Annotated in this window: 18 protein-coding genes; 14 read left to right on the forward strand and 4 right to left on the reverse strand. The window is 41.6% G+C overall.

Features of this window, described 5'->3' with window-relative positions; translation table 11 throughout:
* The first annotated feature begins 6 nt into the window (after positions 1–6).
* The 12 genes from ACT3TH_RS06770 (at position 7) to pdxJ (ending at position 15090) form a co-directional block, all read left to right on the forward strand.
* Complete coding sequence (locus ACT3TH_RS06770) at positions 7–678, forward strand: ABC transporter ATP-binding protein (protein WP_444755078.1); 672 nt, start codon at positions 7–9, stop codon at positions 676–678.
* Positions 656–1762: a capsule biosynthesis protein gene (locus ACT3TH_RS06775; protein WP_444755079.1), complete on the forward strand. Its 1107-nt coding sequence runs from the start codon at positions 656–658 to the stop codon at positions 1760–1762. Before ACT3TH_RS06770 ends, ACT3TH_RS06775 begins: the two co-directional genes overlap by 23 nt.
* Before the next feature lie 52 nt (positions 1763–1814).
* The gene (locus ACT3TH_RS06780; RefSeq protein ID WP_444755080.1) at positions 1815–3587 is read left to right on the forward strand and encodes a polysaccharide biosynthesis/export family protein; all 1773 of its coding nucleotides are present in this window, start codon (positions 1815–1817) and stop codon (positions 3585–3587) included.
* Positions 3588–3642: 55 nt separating this feature from the next.
* Positions 3643–6153, forward strand: coding sequence for a capsular polysaccharide biosynthesis protein (locus ACT3TH_RS06785; RefSeq protein ID WP_444755081.1), 2511 nt, complete (start codon positions 3643–3645; stop codon positions 6151–6153).
* 147 nt (positions 6154–6300) lie between these two features.
* Entirely contained in the window at positions 6301–7539 is a 1239-nt protein-coding gene (locus ACT3TH_RS06790) for a capsule biosynthesis protein (protein WP_444755082.1), read from the forward strand.
* Positions 7540–7751: 212 nt separating this feature from the next.
* Positions 7752–9551, forward strand: coding sequence for a translation elongation factor 4 (gene lepA / locus ACT3TH_RS06795; RefSeq protein ID WP_444755083.1), 1800 nt, complete (start codon positions 7752–7754; stop codon positions 9549–9551).
* A gap of 103 nt (positions 9552–9654) precedes the next feature.
* On the forward strand, positions 9655–10557 hold the full coding sequence (gene lepB / locus ACT3TH_RS06800) for a signal peptidase I (protein WP_444755084.1): 903 nt from the start codon (positions 9655–9657) through the stop codon (positions 10555–10557).
* A 150-nt stretch (positions 10558–10707) separates the two neighbouring features.
* On the forward strand, positions 10708–11100 hold the full coding sequence (locus tag ACT3TH_RS06805; protein ID WP_444755085.1) for a DUF4845 domain-containing protein: 393 nt from the start codon (positions 10708–10710) through the stop codon (positions 11098–11100).
* A gap of 125 nt (positions 11101–11225) precedes the next feature.
* Entirely contained in the window at positions 11226–12023 is a 798-nt protein-coding gene (gene rnc, locus ACT3TH_RS06810) for a ribonuclease III (RefSeq protein ID WP_444755086.1), read from the forward strand.
* 358 nt (positions 12024–12381) lie between these two features.
* On the forward strand, positions 12382–13347 hold the full coding sequence (era, locus tag ACT3TH_RS06815) for a GTPase Era (protein WP_444755125.1): 966 nt from the start codon (positions 12382–12384) through the stop codon (positions 13345–13347).
* Positions 13348–13427: 80 nt separating this feature from the next.
* A complete protein-coding gene (recO, locus tag ACT3TH_RS06820; protein WP_444755087.1) occupies positions 13428–14201 on the forward strand; it encodes a DNA repair protein RecO in 774 nt (257 codons plus the stop codon).
* Between the two features lie 109 nt (positions 14202–14310).
* Positions 14311–15090: a pyridoxine 5'-phosphate synthase gene (pdxJ, locus tag ACT3TH_RS06825; RefSeq protein ID WP_444755088.1), complete on the forward strand. Its 780-nt coding sequence runs from the start codon at positions 14311–14313 to the stop codon at positions 15088–15090.
* A 21-nt stretch (positions 15091–15111) separates the two neighbouring features.
* Here pdxJ and ACT3TH_RS06830 read toward each other — a convergent pair whose 3' ends face one another.
* A complete protein-coding gene (locus ACT3TH_RS06830; RefSeq protein ID WP_444755089.1) occupies positions 15112–15840 on the reverse strand; it encodes a prepilin-type N-terminal cleavage/methylation domain-containing protein in 729 nt (242 codons plus the stop codon).
* A gap of 557 nt (positions 15841–16397) precedes the next feature.
* Here ACT3TH_RS06830 and ACT3TH_RS06835 point away from each other — a divergent pair.
* Positions 16398–17714: an OmpA family protein gene (locus ACT3TH_RS06835; protein ID WP_444755090.1), complete on the forward strand. Its 1317-nt coding sequence runs from the start codon at positions 16398–16400 to the stop codon at positions 17712–17714.
* A 356-nt stretch (positions 17715–18070) separates the two neighbouring features.
* Positions 18071–19921: a translational GTPase TypA gene (gene typA, locus ACT3TH_RS06840; RefSeq protein ID WP_444755091.1), complete on the forward strand. Its 1851-nt coding sequence runs from the start codon at positions 18071–18073 to the stop codon at positions 19919–19921.
* Between the two features lie 124 nt (positions 19922–20045).
* Here the strand turns inward: typA and ACT3TH_RS06845 are convergent, their stop codons facing one another.
* The 3 genes from ACT3TH_RS06845 to ACT3TH_RS06855 form a co-directional block, all read right to left on the reverse strand.
* Positions 20046–20486, reverse strand: coding sequence for a hypothetical protein (locus tag ACT3TH_RS06845; RefSeq protein ID WP_444755092.1), 441 nt, complete (start codon positions 20484–20486; stop codon positions 20046–20048).
* Positions 20487–20728: 242 nt separating this feature from the next.
* On the reverse strand, positions 20729–21655 hold the full coding sequence (gene mutM, locus ACT3TH_RS06850; protein WP_444755093.1) for a bifunctional DNA-formamidopyrimidine glycosylase/DNA-(apurinic or apyrimidinic site) lyase: 927 nt from the start codon (positions 21653–21655) through the stop codon (positions 20729–20731).
* A gap of 55 nt (positions 21656–21710) precedes the next feature.
* Positions 21711–24263, reverse strand: coding sequence for a RelA/SpoT family protein (locus ACT3TH_RS06855; protein WP_444755094.1), 2553 nt, complete (start codon positions 24261–24263; stop codon positions 21711–21713).
* Positions 24264–24540: the final 277 nt, after the last annotated feature.

Below are 24540 nucleotides of genomic sequence, written 5' to 3' on the forward strand. Positions count from 1 at the left end.
AAGCAAATGATTGAAGTCAAAAATGTGTCTAAGTCATTTATGACCAAAAAAGGTCGACATTATCTCTTTAAAGATTTAAACCTGACCATTGGTGACAAACAAAGTGTGGGTTTGCTAGGGCGAAATGGTGCAGGTAAATCAACCTTGTTACGCATTATTTGCGGACTAGATAAGCCCGATCATGGCGAAATTATTACTAATTCTACGATTTCGTGGCCAGTAGGGGTAGCTGGAGGTTTTCAGGGTAGCCTAACGGGTCGTCAAAACGTACGTTTTGTCTGTCGTTTATATTCAAGTGGCCCTTATATTGACGAAAAAATTCGTTTTGTCGAAGAGTTTGCAGATATTGGTAATTATTTTGATATGCCAGTGAAAAGCTATTCGTCCGGGATGAAAGCACGCCTAACCTTTGGTTTAAGTTTGGCCTTTGATTTTGATTACTATATGCTTGATGAAGCGGGCGCGGTTGGTGATGCCGCTTTTCGTAAGCGTAGTGAAGAGATTTTGGCTGCGCGCCGTGCGCAAGCAGGATTTTTAATAGTATCGCACAACATCGGCGATATTAAGCGCAACTGTGACATTGGTATTGTACTAATGGATCAAACAGCACACGTCTTTGACGATACAACAGAAGCGATTGAGATATATGAAGAGCATGTCCACAAAGCGAAAAAATAACATAATCAACTTCTCGCTGTTTATCGGCTTGGTGATACTTCCTTGGGTGCTTGTGATATTTTATGTCATGACGCTTGCACATCCGCGTTTTATATCAACTGCTGATGTTGTCGTTAAGCAGGTGAGTGATACTAGTGTGCCCTCTGGCGGCGGGCTATCAGCTTTATTAGGTGTCAACAGTACGAGCAAAGAAGACGCGACCTATCTGACAGAATATATTCTATCCAATGATATGGTGAAGCGACTTGATAATAAGTTTAAGTTTCGCGAAGCTTATCATGTAGATGGTTCGGATCCGATCAATGAGATCGATCCTAATGCCACGCAAGAAGAGCTACTAGAATATTTTAAAAAACGTGTCCACATCAATTTAGATGAACAGAGCTATGTGCTCTCAGTATCGACAGAGGCTTTTGATTCAAAATATGCTTTTGAGCTTAATAAAACGATTCTGAATGAGTCTGAGCAGTTCGTAAACCGTATTTCGCAAGAGGTTGCGCGCGATCAGTTGGTATTCGCTGAGACCCAATTGGATGAGTCGCAAGATCGTCTAAATGAGGCTAAAGAACAGCTGTTAAGATACCAAAATGAAAATGAAATTTATGATCCGCAATCCAACGCTCAGATCGTTAATCAGCTAATCGGCAGTCTGCAAGCTCAGCTTAGCTCATTACGTACTGAAGAGCGACAGCTCCTCAGTTATTTGAACCCAGATGCACCGCAAGTGGTTTCACTAAGAAGTCAAATAAAGGCCGTTGAGGAGCAAATTGCTCAAGAACAAACCAAACTAACATCACCAAATACGACTAAGTTAAATCGTCAAGCTGTACAGTTTGAGACTATCAAAGCCGATGTTGATTTCGCGACCGAGTTGTATAAGTTATCTTTATCATCACTCGAAAAAGCGCGCTTAGAAGCTTTCAAGAAAATGAAAAACTTGATTGTCATCTCAACCCCTTATGAGGCTGAAGAAGCAACTTATCCACGTCGCGCTTACATTATTTGGACATCGTTAGCTTTGCTTTTGATGCTTTATGGATTTGTACGCTTGGTAATGGCGGTTGTTCGTGATCATCGCAGCTAGTTTTCAACCAGATATCAGTAATGATCGATAGATCAGCAAAGGAATACAACGCATGAATATGAAACCACGTGCTATCGTGATGATGATAAGTTTGGCAATGGCAACGACGAGCATGTCAGTCATGGCAGCCACGAGTTATGCCGATCAAATATCGGGATCGGGATTCGGTACTAGCAATAACAATATGAGTCAGGATCAAAATCGCAATAATATTAACGTCTCAACACAAGCGTTTGCTGGCGGTGTGCCAGGGCAAGCCACAACGCAAGAAGCCGTTAATGCAGCAAGTTTGCCAAGTCAGTCGGTTATCAATACTACACGACCTTATCAAGATATTAATACTCAAGACTTAATGTTTGGTGAGCAGCTGTTTCGTGGCGCGTTTTCAACGACATCTGGTTCTACTTTTAATGACAGTTATGTGATTAATCCTGGCGATAATGTTCAAGTACGGATGTGGGGTGCTTACCAATACGCCGCGACCATGACTGTTGACCCACAAGGCAATATTTTCTTACCTAATGTTGGTCCAGTACGTATTTCTGGTGTGCAAAATGGCAGTCTACAAAATGTAGTCAAAAATGCTGTCAGTCGCATTTATCGCTCAAACGTTGGTGTATATGCTTCATTAGAGCAAGCGCAGCCAGTTAAAGTGTTCGTTACAGGTTTTGTCAAACAGCCTGGCTATTATGGCGGTCTTGCAGCGGATTCAGTATTGTCATATTTAGATAGAGCCGGCGGTGTTGACCCAACTCGTGGTAGTTATATTGATATCCAGATCAAGCGTAATGGTCAGATGTTACAGCAAGTCAATCTGTACGATTTTTTACTGGCAGGTAAGTTGCAGGCATTCTCCTTCCGCGATGGTGATGTGATTACCGTTGCGCCGCAAAAGAAAACGTTTGAGGTAAGCGGTCAAGTCCAGAACGAATATACCTTTGAATTTGATGTAAACGATTTAACCATCGGTGATGTGTTACAAGTTGCCAATCCAGAAGCAAATGCCACTAACGTTAGCATTACTCGTAGTGCAGGGCGTGCTCAAACGGCAGAGTATTACTCACTGGTTGAGGCACAAAACGTTCCTGTCTATAATGGCGATCAAATGGTAGTTACCTCAGATCGCTATGCTGGTACGATCGCTGTACAAGTAAAGGGCGCCCATACTGGTAATGGTGCGATGGTTGTTCCATATGGCGCGCGTCTTAAAGACATTGTGCCACAATTGCAACCAAGTCCTTTAGCAAGGTTGACTCATTTGACGATTTATCGCGAATCGGTTGCTGAGCAACAAAAACGCATGATTAATGAGTCGCTTGATCGCTTAGAAGAGTTAACTCTTGCAAGCCAGTCAACGACTCGTGAAGAGGCTGCACTTCGTCAAGATGATGCGAATTTGGTCAAACAGTTTGTGGCAAAAGCTCGTAATGTACAGACTGATGGGCAGATTGTCGTCGTACCAAACTCATGGCAGGACATTATTCTGCAGCAAGGCGATGTTATTGAGATACCGGCGCAAACCTCAGTGGTTACGGTAAATGGCCAAGTACGAGCACAAGGCGCGCTTACCTTCAATCCAGATTATACCGTTGGTGATTATGTTGCCAATTCTGGCGGCTTCTCGGATAATGCAGACACTAAAGAGATCCTAATCATTCACCAAAATGGTGCTAGTGAGGTGGTCAATACTGCTTACCGTATACAGCAAGGTGATGAGATTATGGTTCTACCAAAAGTCAAAACCAAGCGTGTAGAAATTACTCGTGGTTTATCACAGATTGTTTATCAGTTAGCAATTGCCGCAAAAGTTGTCTTAGATCTATGATAATCAACCACAGAGTTATTGGTTAAAGTAAACATAATGAACAAAGGTGGTAAAAATGGTAAAAAGTGTCGCAGATAAGAAGGGTAAGGTAGCAGTCATATCTGCCTCTGAAGATGCGTCACTTTTGCCATTAACCGAGCCGCAAATACCGAAACGTCTGGCAGTCATTGGTAAAGGCATGCGTCATAACAATGCGCTATTATCCCAAGCTCTACAAGCAGATATCCAGCGCTGGTATCCGTGGTCGCGTTTACAACAAGGTCTAAAATCGAGTCTACCTTATCGAACTGGTGATTTATCGAAACAGCAACCCGACGCTTTTATTGGTTGGGGCCAGAAAAAAAGCTATCAAAGAGCTAATAAAGTGGCCGCGCGTCAAAAGCTTACGACCTTGAGTATCGAAGACGGCTTTTTGCGCTCATTAGATTCAGGAATAAGCAGCCGTCACGGGTTAAGCGTAGTCGTTGATGATATCGGTATTTACTTCGATTTGACACAGCGTTCACGTCTTGAACAATTGATCATTGCACGTACTAAGGGTGATACTAAGCCTGAGACACGGGTGTTAGATAACAAATATGCTCAGCGATTAATGAAGCGTATCTGTGACGAAAAACTTAGTAAATATAATGCCGTAATTGACTGTCCTTCATTAGATACGCTGGCTGGGGCAGGTAATGCCGATGCCTCAAAAAATATTTTAAAAACCCATGTCTTATTGATTGATCAAGTTGCGGGTGACGCCTCTATTCAGGGCGCTGGTGCAAACAAGGGTCAGTTTAGACGGATGTTAAAAGCCGCCTGTCGCAATCACCCCAATGCTAACATTTGGATCAAGGCTCACCCTGCAGCAACATCAGGATACCTTACCTCTTTAAACCTGCCAAAAAACGTCCGATTATTAAATCAAGCGCTCAATCCTATTGAGTTGTTAACGCAAGTAGATCATGTCTATACCGTCAGCTCACATATGGGTTTTGAAGCATTGATGCTAGGGAAAACGGTTCACTGCTTTGGGGTTAATTGGTATAGTGGCTGGGGGCTGACAGATGATAGTGGGGCTCCCAAACGTTTGCTAAAAATCGTCGAGCAACGCCGGCAAGCACTGGCAGCCACTGTATTAAAGAATAGCAAAAGTACAAACTTGGCGCTGTTTCCTTTATCCTCTGACAATAAAGTCAATGCAACGTTAGAAACATTATTCTACAGTGCCTACATAGATTATAGTCATTATGTTGATCCAGCGACGAGACAAGCTTGCGATATTGAGACGGCAATTGAGTGGTTGGTCGCCAATCGTTACTGGCAAGTACGCCTTGAGGGTAGTTTGACCGTATTTGAATTCAGTCGTTGGAAACTCCCCTTCGTTAAAGCGTTTGTTAATCTACCTCGCACGACATTGTTTATCAAACCAAAGCCACGTTTAAAAAACTTATTGCACCCTGATCATTTTCGGGTTAATTATCAGCAACCACTACTTGTATGGGGTTTGGCCAAACGCCAACAAGTACAAAAACAACGACAAAACAAGTTGGCTCAGTCGCACTCAGACACGCCATCTATCTACTGTATGGAAGATGGGTTTATCCGCTCCAATGGTTTGGGCGCTACGTTATTGGCACCATTGTCCGTTGTCATAGACAAGCAGGGCATTTATTACGATGCTACGCAGTCTTCAGATTTAGAAACGTTATTGCGTCAATGTAGACCATTGAGCGCAGCTCAGAATGTACGTGTACAAAAACTTCAAGCCAAACTGTTGACGCAGCGCGTCAGCAAATACAATGTTGGTACCAATGTAGATAATACCGATGGTCAAAAGACTTTTTGGATGCAAGAAGCGAAGCTGTCTGGAAAACCTCGTATTCTTATCATCGGTCAAGTAGAAGACGATTTGTCCGTACAGTATTGTGGTTCAAACATCAAAACCAACAGTGGTTTGATTGAGCGTGTGCGCCAAGATAACCCTGATGCTTATTTGATTTATAAGCCACACCCCGATGTTGAAGCGGGGCTAAGAGCCGGTAAGGTGTTAGAATCCTGCTTACATCAGGTACAAGCAGTCGCCTACGATACGGCCATGCCTGACTGTTTAGAATATGTCGATGACATTCATACTATCAGTTCATTAACTGGCTTTGAGGCATTGCTGCGTGGTCTAAACGTGACTTGTTATGGTTTACCTTTTTATGCAGGTTGGAGTTTGACGACGGACATTGATACGCAGCTATCACCAAAAGCTGAATATCTAGAAAGGCGCAAACGGGAGACTGCGTTGACGCTTGAGCAATTGCTACATTGTGCGTTGATTTGCTACCCACTATATCGATTGCCTAACGGGTACGGGCTTGCGCAAGTAGAGCAAGTGATTGACTATTTATATCCGCTGAAAAACACTCATAAGGCAGAATCTCAAATTGGAGTATCTAGCAACCAAGAGAGTTCAAATCACACTTTGACTTCAGTGGTATTAACTTTGCCTACACGTTTTAAACGTCGCGCTGCCACGCGTTTTATGCAGCAGCGTCATCGATGGCAACAAAAGCTGCGTAAACTGTCTCGTTAGTTCGCTCGAAACTAGCAACGTAAATCCATTGCGACAAGCATGGAAATTTTCGGTATAATCAACCACTTGTCAATTGTATGTATTCATGCAATTGATTACTATTTTTGTTTTCATTTTTTGTCTTTTAGCTAAAGGTAATTCAATTCTATGGCAGCTTCGATGTCTCATTTACTTACTCATCGACACGTTTTGCTGCTACAAGGAAAAATGGGCGGATTCTTTAACCGCTTCTCAGCATTTTTGCAAACTCAGGATATTAAAGTTAGTAAAATTAACTTTAATGCTGGTGATGCGTTTTTCTACCATCATCCCAATACGTATGAATACACCGACACATTAGCGCAATTTTCTACTTGGTTGCATGCTTTTATTAAAAAGCATGGCATTGATGCGATTGTATGCTTTGGTGATTGCCGACCGCATCACACTCAAGCTGGTTGTATCAGTGAGCAGTTGGGCATCTCTTTTTTTGTGTTTGAAGAAGGGTACTTGCGTCCTGATTATATTACCCTGCAAGAATACGGTATCAATGGCTATTCACGTTTGAATACGGCCGATATCAAAGCACTCAAAAAAGCCAATGACCATCCTATTTATACGCACAATCGTTTTTATCGATTGAGTATTGCCGCCATTGTCTATTACATTATCGCTTGGATATATAAAAGCCGTTATCCCCATTATTCACACTATCGCGGTATGACCGCATGGCAAGAAGCCATCGCTTGGTTAAAAGCACCATGGCGCAAATTGCGTGGGTATTTGCCTGATAAACAGTTGCAAAATAGGCTAACCAATCAAGACAGTGATAATTATTTTCTGATTAGCTTACAAGTGCATAATGACTCGCAGATTACGCATCACAGTGATTATCGTGATGTGGTGCAGTTTATCGATGAGTCTATCGCAAGTTTTGCAGATTATGCTGATGAAAAACAGCTATTGGTATTTAAGCATCATCCCTTAGATCGCGGTCACCGAGACTATCGCGAATTGGTTTCTAGTTTGTCTGAGCGCTATCAAGTCGCACATCGTGTTTTTTACGGTTGTGACATGCACTTGCCAACTCTGATGAAGCATAGTATTGGTATGGTAACTATCAACAGTACGACAGGTCTACAGTCGGTCTACCACAAAAAACCCACCAAAATTATGGGCCGCGCGATTTACGATACACCTAAATTGATTGATCAAAAGTCACTCAATGATTTTTGGAAACAGCCCCGTAGTCCAGATAATGAGTTTTATCTGCGATTTCGCGAGTATTTGATAGAGCAAACACAGTTAAATGGGGCATTCTATGGTCGTTCGCCTTGGATGTATAAATACCTACATCAAAAGGGGGATAGCTCTGTAGAGCTCTCTGAAACTAAGACGCCTCATTAGTCTATTTATCTCAATTTGTGACTCAGCGGTAAAGTATTAGAAATTCACGAAGCTTTATTAAGTACTTCGCTTTCTATCTTTACCGTTTTTAGCTTATCACTTCATTTGTTAATCACATCTCTCCTAATAAAATCGCCTTACTTTATAGTGGAAAACTGCTAGAATACCCGTTGGTTTTATTTTTCTATCACCCTTAATTTAGTAGGCGCTTTGTGACTGCATTAGCCAATATTCGTAACTTCTCAATCATTGCCCACATTGATCACGGCAAATCGACGCTTGCCGATCGTTTTATTCAAATGTGCGGTGCCTTGCAAGATCGCGAGATGCAGGCGCAAGTACTTGACTCCATGGATATTGAGCGTGAGCGCGGTATCACTATCAAAGCGCAGTCGGTCACGTTATTTTATGACCATCCTAATGGTGAGCGTTATCAGCTCAACTTCATTGATACCCCAGGACACGTTGATTTTTCTTATGAAGTGTCGCGCTCATTAGCCGCTTGTGAAGGTGCGCTTTTGGTCGTTGATGCGGCGCAAGGGGTAGAAGCTCAGTCCGTGGCTAACTGCTATACTGCTGTTGATCAAGGTCTAGAGGTCATGGCGGTGTTGAATAAAATAGACTTACCGCAAGTTGAACCTGAACGCGTGATTCAAGAAATTGAAGACATTATCGGTATTGATGCAGTAGACGCGCCGAGAGTATCTGCCAAGTCAGGTCTGGGCGTTGATAAGCTATTAGAGGCGTTGGTCGAATTCATTCCACCACCAACAGGCGATCGTGAAGCGCCCTTGCAAGCACTTATCATTGATTCTTGGTTTGACAGTTATTTGGGTGTGGTTTCTCTGGTACGTGTGCGTCAAGGTACCGTTAGAAAAGGCGATAAGATTTATATCAAATCGACTAAAGAGGCGCATCCAGTCAGCTCTATCGGTGTGTTTACTCCTAAACCTTTAGACACGGGTATTCTAGAGGCGGGTGAAGTAGGTTTCATTATTGCCGGTATTAAAGACATTGCTGGCGCACCAGTCGGCGATACGATTACTCATTCTAAGACACCTGATGTTGATCGTATCCCTGGTTTCAAACAGATTACCCCGCAAGTGTACGCTGGTATGTTTCCAGTCGATTCTAATGATTTTGAAAAATTCCGCGAAGCCCTACAAAAGTTACAAATTAATGATGCGTCATTATTTTTTGAGCCGGATACCTCTGACGCATTGGGCTTTGGTTTTCGCTGTGGCTTTTTAGGTATGCTACATATGGAGATTATCCAAGAGCGCCTAGAGCGCGAATATGACTTGGATTTAATCACTACTGCACCGTCGGTTATTTATGAGATTGAAAAGAAAAATGGTGATGTGATTCACATTGATAATCCATCAAGATTGCCTGAGCCTAACAATATCGAAGAGTTTCGTGAGCCGATTGCTCGCTGCCAGATTTTGGTACCGCAAGATTACTTGGGTAACGTCATGACTTTGTGTATAGAGCGTCGCGGTGTGCAAGTCGATATGCGCTTTATGGGTAAGCAAGTTCAGCTGGTTTTTGATATTCCGATGGGTGAGGTGGTCATGGATTTCTTTGACCGTCTAAAGTCTGTCTCGCGCGGATTTGCGTCATTGGATTATAGCTTTGAGCGTTATCAAGTGGATAGACTGGTCAAGGTGGACGTGCTAATCAATGGTGATAAAGTAGATGCACTAGCGATGATTGTGCATCAAGACCAAGCCCGTTTCCGTGGCAATCAATTGGTGATCAAGATGAAAGAATTGATTCCGCGTCAGATGTTTGACGTGGCCATTCAGGCTGCGATCGGTAGCCAGATTATTGGCCGTAGTACGGTCAAAGCCATGCGCAAAGACGTATTAGCTAAGTGTTATGGTGGCGATGTCTCACGTAAGAAAAAGCTGCTGTCTAAGCAAAAAGCAGGTAAGAAACGTATGAAGCAAGTGGGGAATGTAGAAATCCCGCAAGAGGCCTTCTTAGCGGTGCTAAAAGCGGATAGTTAAAACTAGCGTCAACTTTATTCAGTTTTTGCACATAATACGTCAAATGTAGCCAGTTTTATCATCAATACAATGAGATAAGCGGCTCGTTAATAGGCAATTTGGTATGGATTTTGATTTTAATTTGATTTTAGTGCCGTTGACTATAGGCTTGGGTATTGTTTGGCTATTGGATAAGCTGGCGCTCAAACAACGCAAAACACGTGGGCCTGGTAAGGAAAGTTTACTGGTACGCTGGGCTTATGATTTTTTCCCCGTACTGGCCGTGGTCTTGATAGTGCGCTCTTTTTTGATCGAGCCTTTTAACATCCCTTCCTCTTCGATGGTGCCAACACTATATACAGGCGATTTTATTGCTGTTAATAAATATGCTTATGGAGTCAGACTACCACTGTCTTACAACAAAGTATTGGATACAGGCGAACCTGAACATGGTGACGTAGCCGTATTCCGTTATCCTGAAAATCCCAGCATTTATTATATTAAGCGTGTCATTGGTTTGCCAGGCGATACCGTCAGCTATAATCAAGGCATACTGGCTATCAATGACGTACCAGTCGATACGACACCACTAGATTTTGTGGCAAGTACTGAGTTGACTTCACAGCTTTATTTGCCAGGACAAGTTGGGCCAAATGAAGTGCTTACAGAAGAAAGCGCAGCTGCGATGGGTCAACAAGAAGAAGAGAACGCGCGGTACCTTCAAGAGACGCAAGGCGACAACACGCACCTCGTTCGTTATTTGACTGGTATGAATAGTGCTCAGTATGCACCATTTTTGCAGCAGCAAGCACCAGAGGTTGTTAGTTCAGAAGGTACGGAATGGCGTATTACTGTTCCAGAAGGTCACTACTTTGTTATGGGTGACAATCGTGATAGAAGTGCTGATGGTCGATTTTGGGGCTTTGTCCCTGATGAGAATTTAGCAGGTAAGGCGGTTTATATTTGGATGCATAAACCACCAGGATTGAATCTACCTACCTTTGAACGCAACGGTGCTATTAATTAAGACTGCAAGAGTCTTTATTGGTTGATTTACCAATAATAGTTTTATGCTAATATTGTGACTATTTAACAAATAATGATGGTTAGCATTTGGGTGTCTTTTGAAAAAAGATATCTACTAAAAATAGTTATTGACCAGTAGAGGAATACGGTAATGCAGCAATTATCTGGGTTGGCCACGCAGCGCGGTGCTGGTGTGACTGGTATCGTTTTAATGATTATCTTTTTGGGCGTGGCGATTAAATTGATGATTGCCATCATACCCGCGCAAGTTGGCGATTATCAATTTACCAAAACGTTAAGCTCGCAGCTCAAAGAAGCAAATAGCAATAATGAGACGGCCAAACAGTTTGTGGAACGTGTTGATAAACAGTTATCTATCAATGCCGATTATGATACAAAAGCAGAAGATGTTTTTATCTTCACTAATAAGAAGACAGGTCAATTGGCTATTCGTAAACAATATGCAGTAACCAACAATTTTTTTGGCAATATTGATATTCTCAATCGTTTCGAAGGTGATATTGATATGACAACTGCAAAATAATTTAAGCAGTTGTTAAACCACTTTTAATTCTTTTTAATAACATTTGAATGTTCTTTATAAACCCAATCATCATATACCATTACTTATTCAACCAGTAAAACAGAAGGGATAACCATAAGTCACGCATGAAACCAACTTCGCAACATTCCCAAGCGGTTCCTATTCCCCAGAAAAATAGCACGTCTGTCGACACGCTTGTTGTTAGCTCAGAATTTATTCAACGGTTAGCGGTATTAACGCGCAAGTTGGGCTATGTTTTTAACGATTTGAGTCTGCCAAAACTTGCATTGACGCATCGATCGTTTGATAGCAAAAAAAATTATGAGCGCTTAGAGTTTTTGGGCGACGCACTTTTAGGAATGATCGTTGGAGAAGCGCTATACCATCGTTATCCTGGTCAAAACGAAGGGCGGCTGACTCGTATGCGTGCGACTTTGGTACGCCAAGAATCACTGGTTATCATTGCCCAAAATTTAGAACTGTCTAACCACCTTATATTAGGGGTAGGTGAGCGTAAAGGTGGTGGTCGAAATCGTGCTTCTATTTTGGCTGACGCAGTAGAATCTTTGATTGGTGCTATTTACCTAGACAGCCAAGATATGGATATTACTCGTCACTGTGTTCTTTCATGGTATGGCGATTTGATTGATAGCGTCAATGATCAAAAAGCGTTAAAAGATGCCAAGAGTCGGTTGCAGGAGTGGTTACAATCTAAGCAATTCGATTTGCCAACCTATGAGCTTATGGAAACGCGTGGCAATGCACCGAATCAAATTTTTATTGTGCGTTGTCATGTCAATATTCATAACTGCTCCGATATCACTGAATCAGGCGAAAGCCGCCGTATTGCTGAGCAAAAAGCTGCAGAGCTTATGATCAATCAGTTACATAAACTGCCAAGTTCCGCCAAGAAACGCTCATAGTTGATATAAAGTTCGCTGCAAGTATCAATACAACGTTGTGAAAATTTTTCAAGTGTTCTTTATTTTAGCAACCACTTATTTATTTAAAACCTTACTTGCTTTAAAACTCAAATACTCGCCAGCTAATGATGGTTTTGCCTGTTTAGTGCTGATATAACCAATATATTATCAAGCGTCATTTGGCTGGTTATAAACCTTATAGGATTAATTCATGCACAATCATACTGATTTGCCATCAAACAATGAAGATAGTGCCAACGATATGACCGAAAATACAGACATGACTTCAAACCAAGACAATACTGGTATAACGAATGATGAAGCCCATCATTTAGAGGATGCCGCATTAGAAAACGACATGGCAATTGAAGAGTTTTTCGCTCCTAGCCGTCAGAGTCGTATTGCTGATAACTTCAAAGCAGGCTATGTTGCCATTGTTGGACGTCCAAACGTTGGTAAGTCGACTCTAATGAATCACTTATTGGGTCAAAAGCTGTCTATCACTTCACGCAAACCGCAAACAACTCGCCACCGCATTCACGGGATTTTGTCCAATCATGAAATGCAAGCTGTGTTTGTGGATACGCCAGGTATTCACCGTAATGAAGTGCGTGCTATCAATGAACGTATGAATAAAGCCGCTGTGTCTGCCTTGGTAGATGTAGACTTGGTGCTGTTCGTTGTTGACTCAGACCAATGGCGTGATGATGATTTATTGACCTTGCAAAAGCTTGGCAATACAGATTTGACCGTGGTACTGGTCATTAATAAGTCAGATACTTTAAAGGACAAAGGCAGTGTATTGCCACTTATAGAGACCTTTAATGACAGTTTCGATTTTGCTGATATCGTACCAGTATCGGCTCTAAAAAATCAGAACTTAGATCGGTTGCAAGAAGTGATCGCTTCTCATCTACCAATCGCTGATCCTATCTATGATACAGAGCAAATTACCGATCGCTCAGAACGCTTCTTGGCAAGTGAAATTATCCGCGAAAAAATCATGCGTAGTGCGGGTGATGAAGTACCGTATGATCTAACTGTACAAATTGATGCTTTTAAAGATGAGCCTGCGCATATTGATCCAAAGACTGGTCGTCCGCGTAAAGCATGTACCTTTATTGATGCGACTATTTATGTCGAGCGTAGTGGTCAAAAAGCCATTGTTATCGGCGATAAAGGTCAACGTATCAAACAAGTCGGTATGGATGCTCGTAAAGACATGGAACAACTTTTTGACAAAAAAATCATGCTAACACTGTGGGTAAAAGTGAAACGCGGTTGGTCTGATGACGAACGTGCATTGACCAGTTTAGGGTATTGATAGCTTAGAGTAGCGATTGGGGAATAGCCTGTTGACACTCGTATCGATATTCGCAGGGCTAGATGCTGAGGTAATAAGAAATGCGTAATGAAGCGTTAGTCGGTTATTTATTACATCAGCGTCCTTATCAAGAAAAGCGCGCTTTATATTATTTGTTTTCCCAACAACATGGTCTAATACATGGTGTTGGAAAAAAAGGCGCACCATTATTTATGCCGTTACAGCTCTTTGCTACGGGCAAACGTGACTTAAAAACGTTCAGTCAAATTGGTATCGCATCGCAACACTCGGCTCAACCCGCTATAGAAAAAGACAATGACGCTGCGGCTATAAACGCACTACCTTACGAAAACATCACTGGCCAACATCAATACTCGGCATTGTATTTAAATGAAATACTGTGGCGGCTATTGCCTACTGAAGACCCAATGCCACTACTATGGCAACATTATCAAAACAGTCTACAGCAACTTAGGCAGCCTTTGAGTGCTGACGAATTGCGTTTGTGCTTGCGCAAGTTTGAGCAGTACTTGTTCAGCGAGCTAGGTTTCAGCTTGGCACTGACACATGATAGTGTCCAAGATGCTATTGAGCCTGACGTTTCCTATCGTTTTTTGCCAGATGTAGGTTTGGTAGCTATTTCACAAAATAATATACAGTCTGAACACCTAGAAAGCGCGACTGGACAAAGTGTTTTTATGGGTAGTGATATTATGGCAATGTCACAGTTAGGCATTACTGACAACACTCTGAATCATTGGTCGAAAATACATCGTCATCTGATTGATCATTTACTTGATTATCAACCGCTGCACAGTCGCTTATTGTGGCAACAACAGCAACGTTACCAATGAATATTTCATTATTTTAAGACTATTATGGTTAAAGTAACAACCATATAAAATATCAGCTGTTTACGATCATTTACCAGTCAATTGGGTCTGGTTATTAAAAGGATTTCTTATGACCATCTCCTCATCACCTTTATCAGCAAACGCCTCAAAGAAACCGTTGCTAGGGGTAAACATTGACCATGTGGCGACATTGCGTCAAGCGCGTGGTGTAAGTTATCCCAGTCCTTTGGAGGCGGCCTTGTTGTGTGAAAAGGCGGGGGCGGATGGTATCACCATACACTTGCGTGAAGACCGACGTCATATACAAGATTCAGATGTCTATGAAATAGCAGAGCAGTTGACAACTAGAATGAATCTAGAAATGGCAGCTACTACTGAGATGCTAGCCATTGCCTGTAAGGTCGAACCATTTTGGGTATGCCTAGTACCTGAGAAACGGGCAGAGCTGACCACAGAAGGCGGTCTCGATGTCTCAGGGCAAATAACTTGGCTAACAGACTATATTAAAAAGCTGCAAGCTGTAGGCATTCAGGTTTCTTTATTCATTGACCCAGATGAAACTCAAATTGCAGCTGCCATTGATTGTGGAGCAGATGCCATCGAGTTGCATACAGGCGCTTATGCTGAAGCTGGTTTGACCGGTAATGTGGAAATACAAGCTGCTGAGCTAAAACGGATTCAACAAGCTGTCGCTAGCGCACAACGTCTTAGGCCCAAATTGCTTATTAATGCAGGTCATGGTCTGACACGTGATAATGTCAACGCTATCGCGCAAATTGATGGTATTTACGAGTTAAATATTGGACACGCGCTTATTGCAGATGCGATATTTGTAGGTCTTGAGCAAGCGGTTATTATGATGAAAAGTGCCATGCACGAAAGAGACTAAAAACACGTCTTGTCCGTCTTACTATTCATCACATTGAGTGGGATGGTTTTCGTCAAGTTTTTGTTTAACGATGCCTGCTTGGTTAAAAGAAATGAGGTACATTGCTTTATTGTAAGCAGCAGTTGGACAATACTTAATATGACCGAAATGACCTCGAGGCGTCCCACTATCACCCCAAAACTTAGTGTAATGACGCCTATTTCCCACTCGTAAGCTTAGCTTACTGTATTTAGGATTTAAGGATTGCTGAGTGATTAATAAATCTACTTGGGCATCGTAATTCTTACTGTCACTTTTATCTATAAATACCAAAAGCATTTTGTCATCATCTCTTTGGCAGTGCTCTCCATCATTAGACAAACAGACAAGCACGTTTTCCTTTCTGATATAACTCTCAGATTTCGCTATAGCGAGCGAGGTTTCTACCTGATTTTTGATACGTAAGGCTTCTATGCTTGCCAATTTTGTTTGAACACTGGGCGCTGCGATAGCCAAGATAATCGCCAATATCGCTACCGTAATAATAAGTTCAACCAATGTAAAACCCTGTGTGACTTTATCTCTAAGGATGATTGTATCTACTGTGGCATTTTCGGCAAATGTAGTTTTGCGTGTAGGGGCAATACAAGATTTGCTGCTGCAAGAGGAGAATGGAGTAAGAATCAATCTATTCTTAATTAAAGTGTACCTAAACAAGATACCTGTAGAGAAATTTTTATAACGTAACGATTCTTTAAAGAGTAATGTCATAAGGTTTGACTGTTTATAATAAATAACCTGATTTATCTCACCTTGTTTTGCTAACTATTTGAAGAAACTCACTAAAAATTCAGAACTTAAAAGGTAAGGATTTATGAGCTCAAATAATTACTAATCAAAGTGAATATGAAATTATGTTGACTATTGTAATATAAACAGAATATATGTCTACTGTCAAAAAATGTTTCAATTAGTGAACAAAGGATTTTAATAATAGAGAAAAATTACTAACTGTATTAAAATACGCTCAGACAATAGATACTGTTATGTTCACTATCTATTGTGAACTGACATACAAAAGATAAAAAGCGTAAGGTGTGTTAGTTCTAGGTAACTTCAGCTGCTTATTGTGTTTTAGTTACAACATTATCGTGTAATAATGTGTAGCTGGTTAACGAAAAAAGTTGTAAACTGAATTGATAATCGCTAAGCTACTTCGTAATTGGTTTTGCTTTGTAACTTGAAATGCGTAAAGATGTCTACTTTAGAGCGTCTTGAAAATCGGTTTTGCTTAACGCATCACTAAAATTATCCTTTGGAGGAAGTCCATGAAATTGAATAAAATTGCTCTAGCTCTGGTTGCCGTAACAGCTGCCCCTTTAGCAGCTAATGCTGGCGTTACTATCAGCCCACTATTATTAGGTTACCACTTCACTGAAGATTTCAGTGATACAGCTGATAAGCAACGTGAAATCTTGCGTACTGGTAAAAACCTATATGAAAACGCTAATGGCGATGTAATTGGTGATGGTACTCGTGGTAACAACAACGGTGGCGTTGCTAAAGAAAGCAGCCTATACACTGGTGCTGCACTAGGTATCGAGCTTACTCCTTCTACTCAGTTTCAAGTAGAATATGGCGTATCTAACGCTAATGGTGAAGCTTCTGAAGATTCTGCACAAGCAGGTATCAACCGTTTTGACGTAGAACAAACCATGCTTTCTGGTAACTTCTTAATCGGAACTGAAGAATTCACTGGATACACTGATAGTGCGTTCAAACCATACGTACTAGTTGGTGCTGGTCAATCTAAGATTAAAGTAGAAAACCAAGAAACTTATGTTGCTGACTCAGAAGTAGCGGGTATCCCTGCTGGTGGTACTGTTAATGCTGGTACTGAAGTATCAAGCTCTAAAGACACTATCGGTAACCTAGGTCTAGGTGCTATGTATCGTATCAATGATGCATTAAGCCTACGTGGTGAAGCTCGTGCGATTCACAACTTTGATAACAACTGGTGGGAAGGCATGGCTTTGGCCGGTCTAGAAGTTGTACTTGGTGGCCATTTAGCACCTACAGTAGCTGTACCACCAATGGAAGAGCCAACAATTGCACCTACTCCAGTAGTAGTAGTTGAGTCTGATCTTGATTCTGACGGCGATGGCGTACCTGATAGCATCGATCAGTGCCCAGGCACTCCGATGAATGTGGTTGTTGATGAAGTTGGTTGCCCAGTACCAGTAGATATTACTGATGAGCTGAAAATGGAACTACGTGTATTCTTTGATAACGACAAATCAGCTATCAAAAACCAATACAAGCCAGAGATCGCTAAAGTAGCTGAGAAGATGCGCGAGTATCCTAACTCTGTAGCACGCATCGAAGGCCATGCTTCTAAGACTGGTCCTTCAGCACGTTATAACCAACGCCTATCTGAAGCTCGTGCTGTTGCGGTTAAATCTATGCTAACTAATGAATTCGGTATCGCTCCAAACCGTCTGTCAACAGTTGGTTATGGTTATGACAACCCAATCGCGCCAAACGACACTGAAGAAGGTCGCGCTATGAACCGTCGTGTTTATGCCATCATCACTGGTGACAAAACAATGACTGTTGAACAAACTAAAGATATGGTTGTTCAATAAGTAACCGTTAATTGGTTATATTAATAAATATTTAATTACAAAAAAAGCTACCCATCGGGTGGCTTTTTTTTGTTTATGACTAGAGAAAAGTGAGTTATTACATAAATTTGTGAAGCAATAATGTTATACTAGCTGCCGAAACATTCTGTAAATTGACAGAATGTACATTAGCATAGCTATCTGTATGATGAATTTATCAGCATAGATATATGATTATATTGAAATTATTTTATGAACCTCTTTTAACATAAGGTTTAATAAAAGAAAGTATTCAATATCTGTCTGATTTATGATAAAAGTTTATCCAGCGGCGCTTACTGCTACTGCACTTTTTTAAGACAAAACGAGCATTTTATATGGCGAACGATATCAAACACCTGCGTAACATTGCAATTATTGCCCACGTTGACCACGGTAAGACGACTTTGGTTGATAAGTTATTACATCAATCTGGTACTTTTGGCGACCGCGCAAACATTGCTGAACGTGCAATGGATTCAGGTGATATTGAGCAAGAACGTGGTATTACTATTTTGGCTAAAAATACAGCCATCCGATGGACGGATCACACAGAAGATACAGAATATCGTATTAACATTGTAGATACCCCAGGTCACGCCGATTTCGGTGGTGAAGTTGAGCGTGTTATGTCAATGGTTGACTGCGTACTTCTAGTTGTTGATGCTGTTGATGGCCCAATGCCTCAGACTCGTTTTGTAACGCAAAAAGCATTTGAGCAAGGTCTAAAGCCGATTGTTGTTATTAACAAAATTGACCGTCCTGGTTCACGCCCTGATTGGGTAATGGATCAAATTTTTGATTTGTTTGACAACCTAGGTGCGACTGATGAACAGTTGGATTTCCCGGTTGTTTATGCTTCAGCATTGAACGGCGTTGCAGGTCTAGAAGCTGATAATTTGGCTGACGACATGACGCCACTTTTCAAAACAATCGTTGATGTTGTACAGCCGCCACAAGTTGATGCAGACGCACCATTCCGTATGCAAATCTCAAGTCTTGATTACAATAGCTTCGTTGGTGTGATCGGTATTGGCCGTATTCAGCGTGGTAAAGTTACAACCAATACTCAAGTTACTGTTATTGATAAGCATGGCAAAACACGTAATGGCCGTATCTTAAAAATTATGGGCTATCATGGTCTTGACCGTATCGAAGTAGAAGATGCACAAGCAGGCGATATCATTTGTATTACTGGTATTGATGCGCTTCATATCTCAGACACTATTTGTGATCCTAATAACGTTGAAGCATTACCAGCACTAACGGTAGATGAGCCAACAGTATCTATGAACTTCCAAGTAAATAATTCACCTTTTGCTGGTCGTGAAGGTAAGTTCGTAACGTCACGTAATATTCGTGAGCGTCTTGAGCGTGAATTGATTCATAACGTGGCATTGCGTGTAGAAGATACTGAGTCTCCTGATAAATTTAAAGTATCAGGTCGCGGTGAGCTTCACTTATCTGTATTGATTGAAAACATGCGTCGTGAAGGTTTTGAGCTTGGTGTATCAGGTCCAGAAGTTATCGTAAAAGAAGTAGATGGCAAGCTACAAGAGCCTTATGAAAATGTTGTTTTTGATATTGAAGACGAGCATCAAGGTTCTATCATGGAGCAGGTTGGTTTGCGTAAAGGCGAGATGACCAACATGGAGCTTGATGGTAAAGGTCGTATGCGTATTGAAGCGACAATGCCAGCTCGTGGTTTGATTGGTTTCCGTTCAGAGTTCCTAACACTGACATCAGGTAGCGGAATCATGACGTCGAGCTTCTCTCATTACGGTCCACAAAAGATCGGTGATGTTGGTGGTCGTTCTAACGGTGTATTGGTTTCTATGGCGAATGGTACTTGCCTAGGCTTTGCATTGTTCAACCTTCAGAAGCGCGGTAAGCTATTTGCTGAGCCACAGCTTGAAGTTTATGAAGGTATGATTGTCGGTCTTAACTCTCGTAACGACGATATGGCCGTTAACCCTACCACTGCTAAACAGTTAACTAACGTTCGTGCTAGTGGTACTGATGAAGCGTTGACACTAACACCAGCCATTAAGTTTACTCTTGAGCAAGCGCTTGAATTTATTCAGGACGATGAATTGGTGGAAGTAACACCAAAAGCGGTTCGTATTCGTAAACGCTATTTGACTGAAAGTGAGCGTAAGCGTCACGGTCGTAGCAAAAAAGGTGCGTAATCGTTTGATTTGACTGAAATCAAGCAACAAAAAAGGCTAACGCAAAGTTAGCCTTTTTTTTGTCGATTGATAAAGTTTGAGCATTTAGTACATATGTATTATGCAAAAAACTTAAGACAATCGTTTATGGTTTCACTACTACATAATCGTTGGTATTAATCAAAATCTCTGACGGTTGATCGACAACAATACGTACAACACTGTTATTGGTGACTTGCGACTTGTAATAATTGTCTTCGGCAACAGTACATCCTAAGCAGCGTCCCATTGCATTCCAAGGCTCAACAAACAGCTTCTGCTGCGCCTGATCTGCGTTGCCACCGATAAGAGAGAAGGGCAGGCTGACAAGATAAGCGGCAGTACCAGCAACAGCATTTACAAACTGTAGAGGCTTACCCACCACAGTGTCAACCACCATCGTCTCGTAAGAGGGTCCGAAGTCCGTCTCATCGATTTCTATTGCTGCCAAGGCAGGCTGCATACTAATGGCCATTAGACTTAAGCTTGCAGCGACAGTAAAAACTTTCTGTTTTACTGTGCGTGGGTTCTTGGCTTTAACAATCATGACGATATCCTAAAATTCACAATGAGTATGATTACGGGCTTTATTATTTCTGTTCAGAAATATTCTATAGCGACAAATAGAATGGATACTACAGATAAATTAACACTTTGCACTATTTATGTAAGTGCTTGTCCTATTAAAGCAAGATGCGTATTAATAAGCAACAAAAATACGCAGGATACATCGACGATAGATAAATATGTAGGTTAATGAATTGGATACGTTTTAAGTCTGTATAGCATTTAAAGGAGAGGTTGACACTTAGCGCAGTAAACACTTGCTCGACCATTTAATTTAATATTTTCAAGCACTGTATCACACTGCAAACATGCTTCACCTTGTCTGCCATAGACATTCAGCGTCTGTTGAAAATAACCGGTTTGACCATCAGCAACTGTGAAGTCTCGTAAAGTTGAACCACCCAGTTTAATAGCCTTATTTAAAATGACTTTAATATGTCCAACCAACACTGCTATCTGATCATAAGACAATTGATGAGCAGGAGTCGCGGGATTGATACCTGAAAGATATAAACTTTCTGTGGCATAAATATTGCCAACGCCAACCACAACTTGCTGTTCCATAATGACTGATTTAATAGGGCGCGCGATAGGCTGAAGTCGTTTATTCGATTTGTTCTTATCGGCTATGCTTGTACGTTGAATAAAATGATATAAATAGTCTGCCGTAAATTCATCTGAAAGAGGTTCAGGACCAAGATGATCTAATAATTTATTTCCATAGTCTTTATACCATAACACTGAGCCAAACCGTCTTGGATCATAATAGTGTAGCTGCGATTTTTTATTGTTGATGTCACTAAATTCAATCATCAGATGATCGTGCTTGCGCTTGTCAGTGCCATAGCTATGCTGCTGTAGACTGCCTGACATTCCCAAATGAATCAATAGTTGTCGCGGCGCCAGTAGGTCAGTTTGAAAGGCGGTATTAACAGAATTAACTGGACCAGGCAGCAAAGGTGAAAAATTGAGTATCAGATATTTTGCTCTGCGCTCAACGCTGTCCAATACATAATCGACTAGCGTATCCAAGTCGTCCGGCATCGCCCAGCGCAGCTTTGGTTGAAATACTCTAATATCAGTAATACGTTGCCCTAATAATGGTTCAAGGCTGGTTTTCGTTGTTTCGACTTCGGGCAATTCAGGCATGATATTTTATAATGACTCTATTGTTTAATGAATGTATTTTCGCTCAGTTTTATATTTAAGCAACGGCACGCCGGGCATGCAAGATACCATGCTGTTGCTCTAGTTTGGCTAGCAACTTAGATAAATGTGCCAGTCCTGATACTTCAATATGAAACTTTAAGAAGGCAATATTGTCGTCATTACTTAATGTCTCAACCTGACGAATATTAACATTCTCTTTGTCGATAATTTGTGTCAAATCACGCAACAATCCACGTCTGTCGTACGCTTCTACATGAATATCTACTGGTTGATAGCGCCCAGATTGAACCCGCCAAGCCGCTGCTATCTCACGCTCAGGGTCGCGCTCGATAAGTCGCAAATACTCAGGACAACCACGATTGTGGACGCTAACCCCGCGTGACAAGGTGATATAGCCAGCAATTGGCTCCCCATGTACAGGATGGCAGCAGCCTGCTAGATTGATCTCGATGTTATCCAGTCCATCAATACGGATTTTATAAGCATCGAGTTTGCCGACATCTCTGGTATCTATGCTTAGGACAAAATCTTCTGGTGGTTTTTCAGGCTCTAAATGTAGCTGACGAGAAATATGGCTGGTCAATTGGTTGAGACCAATCTCGCCCGTAACCAATCCAACGATAATATCATCAGTATTATTGACATTAAAATGCTGAGTATAGTCGTTTAAATCAATACTGTTTGGATGCACTGACAATCGTTCAAGCTCTTTACTAAGCATATGCCGACCAATTTCGATATTTTTATCACGGTCTTGTTTGTTGAACCATTGCCGCAGTTTCGAGCGAGCGCGGTTAGTATGTATATAACCAAGCGAAGCGACTAGCCAGTCGCGGTTTGGCTCGCGTGAGGCTTTGGTAATGATTTCAACTTGTTCGCCAGTTTTGAGCTGATAGGTCAGCGGCACATAGCGCTGATTGACTCGAGCGGCTTGGGCGCGATTGCCAACTTGCGTATGTACGTAATAAGCAAAATCAAGAACGGTCGCGCCTTTTGGTAATTCAGTAATGTCACCGTCGCGGCTAAAGATATAAATACGTTCAAGCTCATCAAAATCGACAAGCTGTTCTTCTTCGTCAAAGCCCATATCATCTATATCTTCGCCTGTTAATAAAGACGAGCGTGGCTGATTTCGCGTTTCATTGTTGATAGATAAGAGCTGACGTAGAGAGCTGATTCTTTGATTAAGATAGTTGTCTTTTTTATTTTTCAGGCCTTCTTTATAGTTGACATGCGCGCACATGCCAAGCTCGGCCTCAAAATGCATTTCATGAGTACGAATTTGTATTTCAAGAGACTTATTTTCGGCGATAACAGCTGTATGTAGGGAGCGATAACCATTGGACTTAGGATTAGTGAGATAATCATCGAACTGTTCAGGAATATAACGCCATAAACCGTGTACCAATCCGAGCACGTGATAGCAGTCCGAAGGATTGGTGACCAATACTCGCAAAGCACGAATGTCATAAAGCTGATCGAACGATAAGCCTTTGAGCTTCATTTTTCGATAGATAGAATAGATGTGTTTGACGCGCCCCGAGACTTCACCTTCGATGTTGGCTTCCGCCAACGCTTCATTCAACTTATCTTGCACCCGTTGAATGTAGGATTCACGTTCACTACGCTTCTCCGACAACAGTTTAGCAATCTCTTTGTAGCGCTCAGGCGCAAGATAACGAAATGCTAAATCTTCAAGTTCCCATTTCAGCTGCGCAATGCCCAAGCGATGGGCTAAAGGAGCATAAATAGTCATGACTTCACGTGCCACGCGGCTTTGACGCTCTTCATTAGAAAAAGTCAGTTCACGCATGGCAAAGGTACGTTCAGCAAGCTTAATGAGCACCACGCGCACGTCGTTGGTGACAGAGATGAGCATGCTATAAATATTAGACAGCTGGTCGCGTTGGTTATTAACAAAGTGGTCTTCTAAGCGTTTATTACTCTCGATAATCTCAGATAGCTGCCCCATGGCCAGAGTATCTTTAACTAAGGTGGATATGTCCGCACCGAAGTTTTTTTCTATATCAGCCAGGCTGATAACTGATTTACGGGCGCTTCGATATAGCATGGCAGCGACAAGGGCATCTTCGTCTTGATAAAGATAGGTCAATATGTCAGTCATGCCGATACCAGTCACATAAGCGCCTGAACGCTCAGATTTACTGGTATTCATATGATTGCGAATAAACTCACAAGCAGCGCTTAAGTTGGGTACTGACTCTTGTCCGATACGCTTGGCGACATTGTCTAACCAAGTAGGAACATCAATATTTACTTGATCTAAATCTATCGTCTCAAGCTCTTTTTCTGAAAGGGCACTGTTTTTGCTTAAAAAGGGATTATCGTCATACCCATTTTCGAGTCGTAAATCGTGACTGTGAAAAGAGTGCAAGGCTGAGCGATCAAACGTGGTATGTAGCTTATTGGTAGACAGCTGGTATTTGATATCGAGCGGGATTTGGGCATAGCTGTTCGCAGACTGATGAGAGCGTTGGCTCGCCACCAGTTGTGCCGCAAGCGCTGCACTATCGGCCTGTGTGGTCTGTCCATCCACTAGTGGCAATCCTTCACGAATTTTTACCATAGCCGACTCCTCTTAGCTATCCTGAATTAAATATAACTTCATCTATTATGTACATACTTTCGATTTATGAATACTAAAAAACATCAACCATAAATCAATATAACTGCTAAAAATCTCTATTTTTAGCAGTTATAAAATGCGTGTGCAGTATATAAAGCTATGAGTATAAACATTCACTATGCTTTGACTAAACAAATATAGGAAGATTGTTTATTATTATCTCATTTTAAGATGACAAATCAAGCGAGGCTATGTGTAATGTCTGTTGTGAATAAGA

It is taken from the genome of Psychrobacter sp. AOP22-C1-C5, assembly GCF_052378885.1.
In the GTDB taxonomy this organism is placed as follows: domain Bacteria; phylum Pseudomonadota; class Gammaproteobacteria; order Pseudomonadales; family Moraxellaceae; genus Psychrobacter.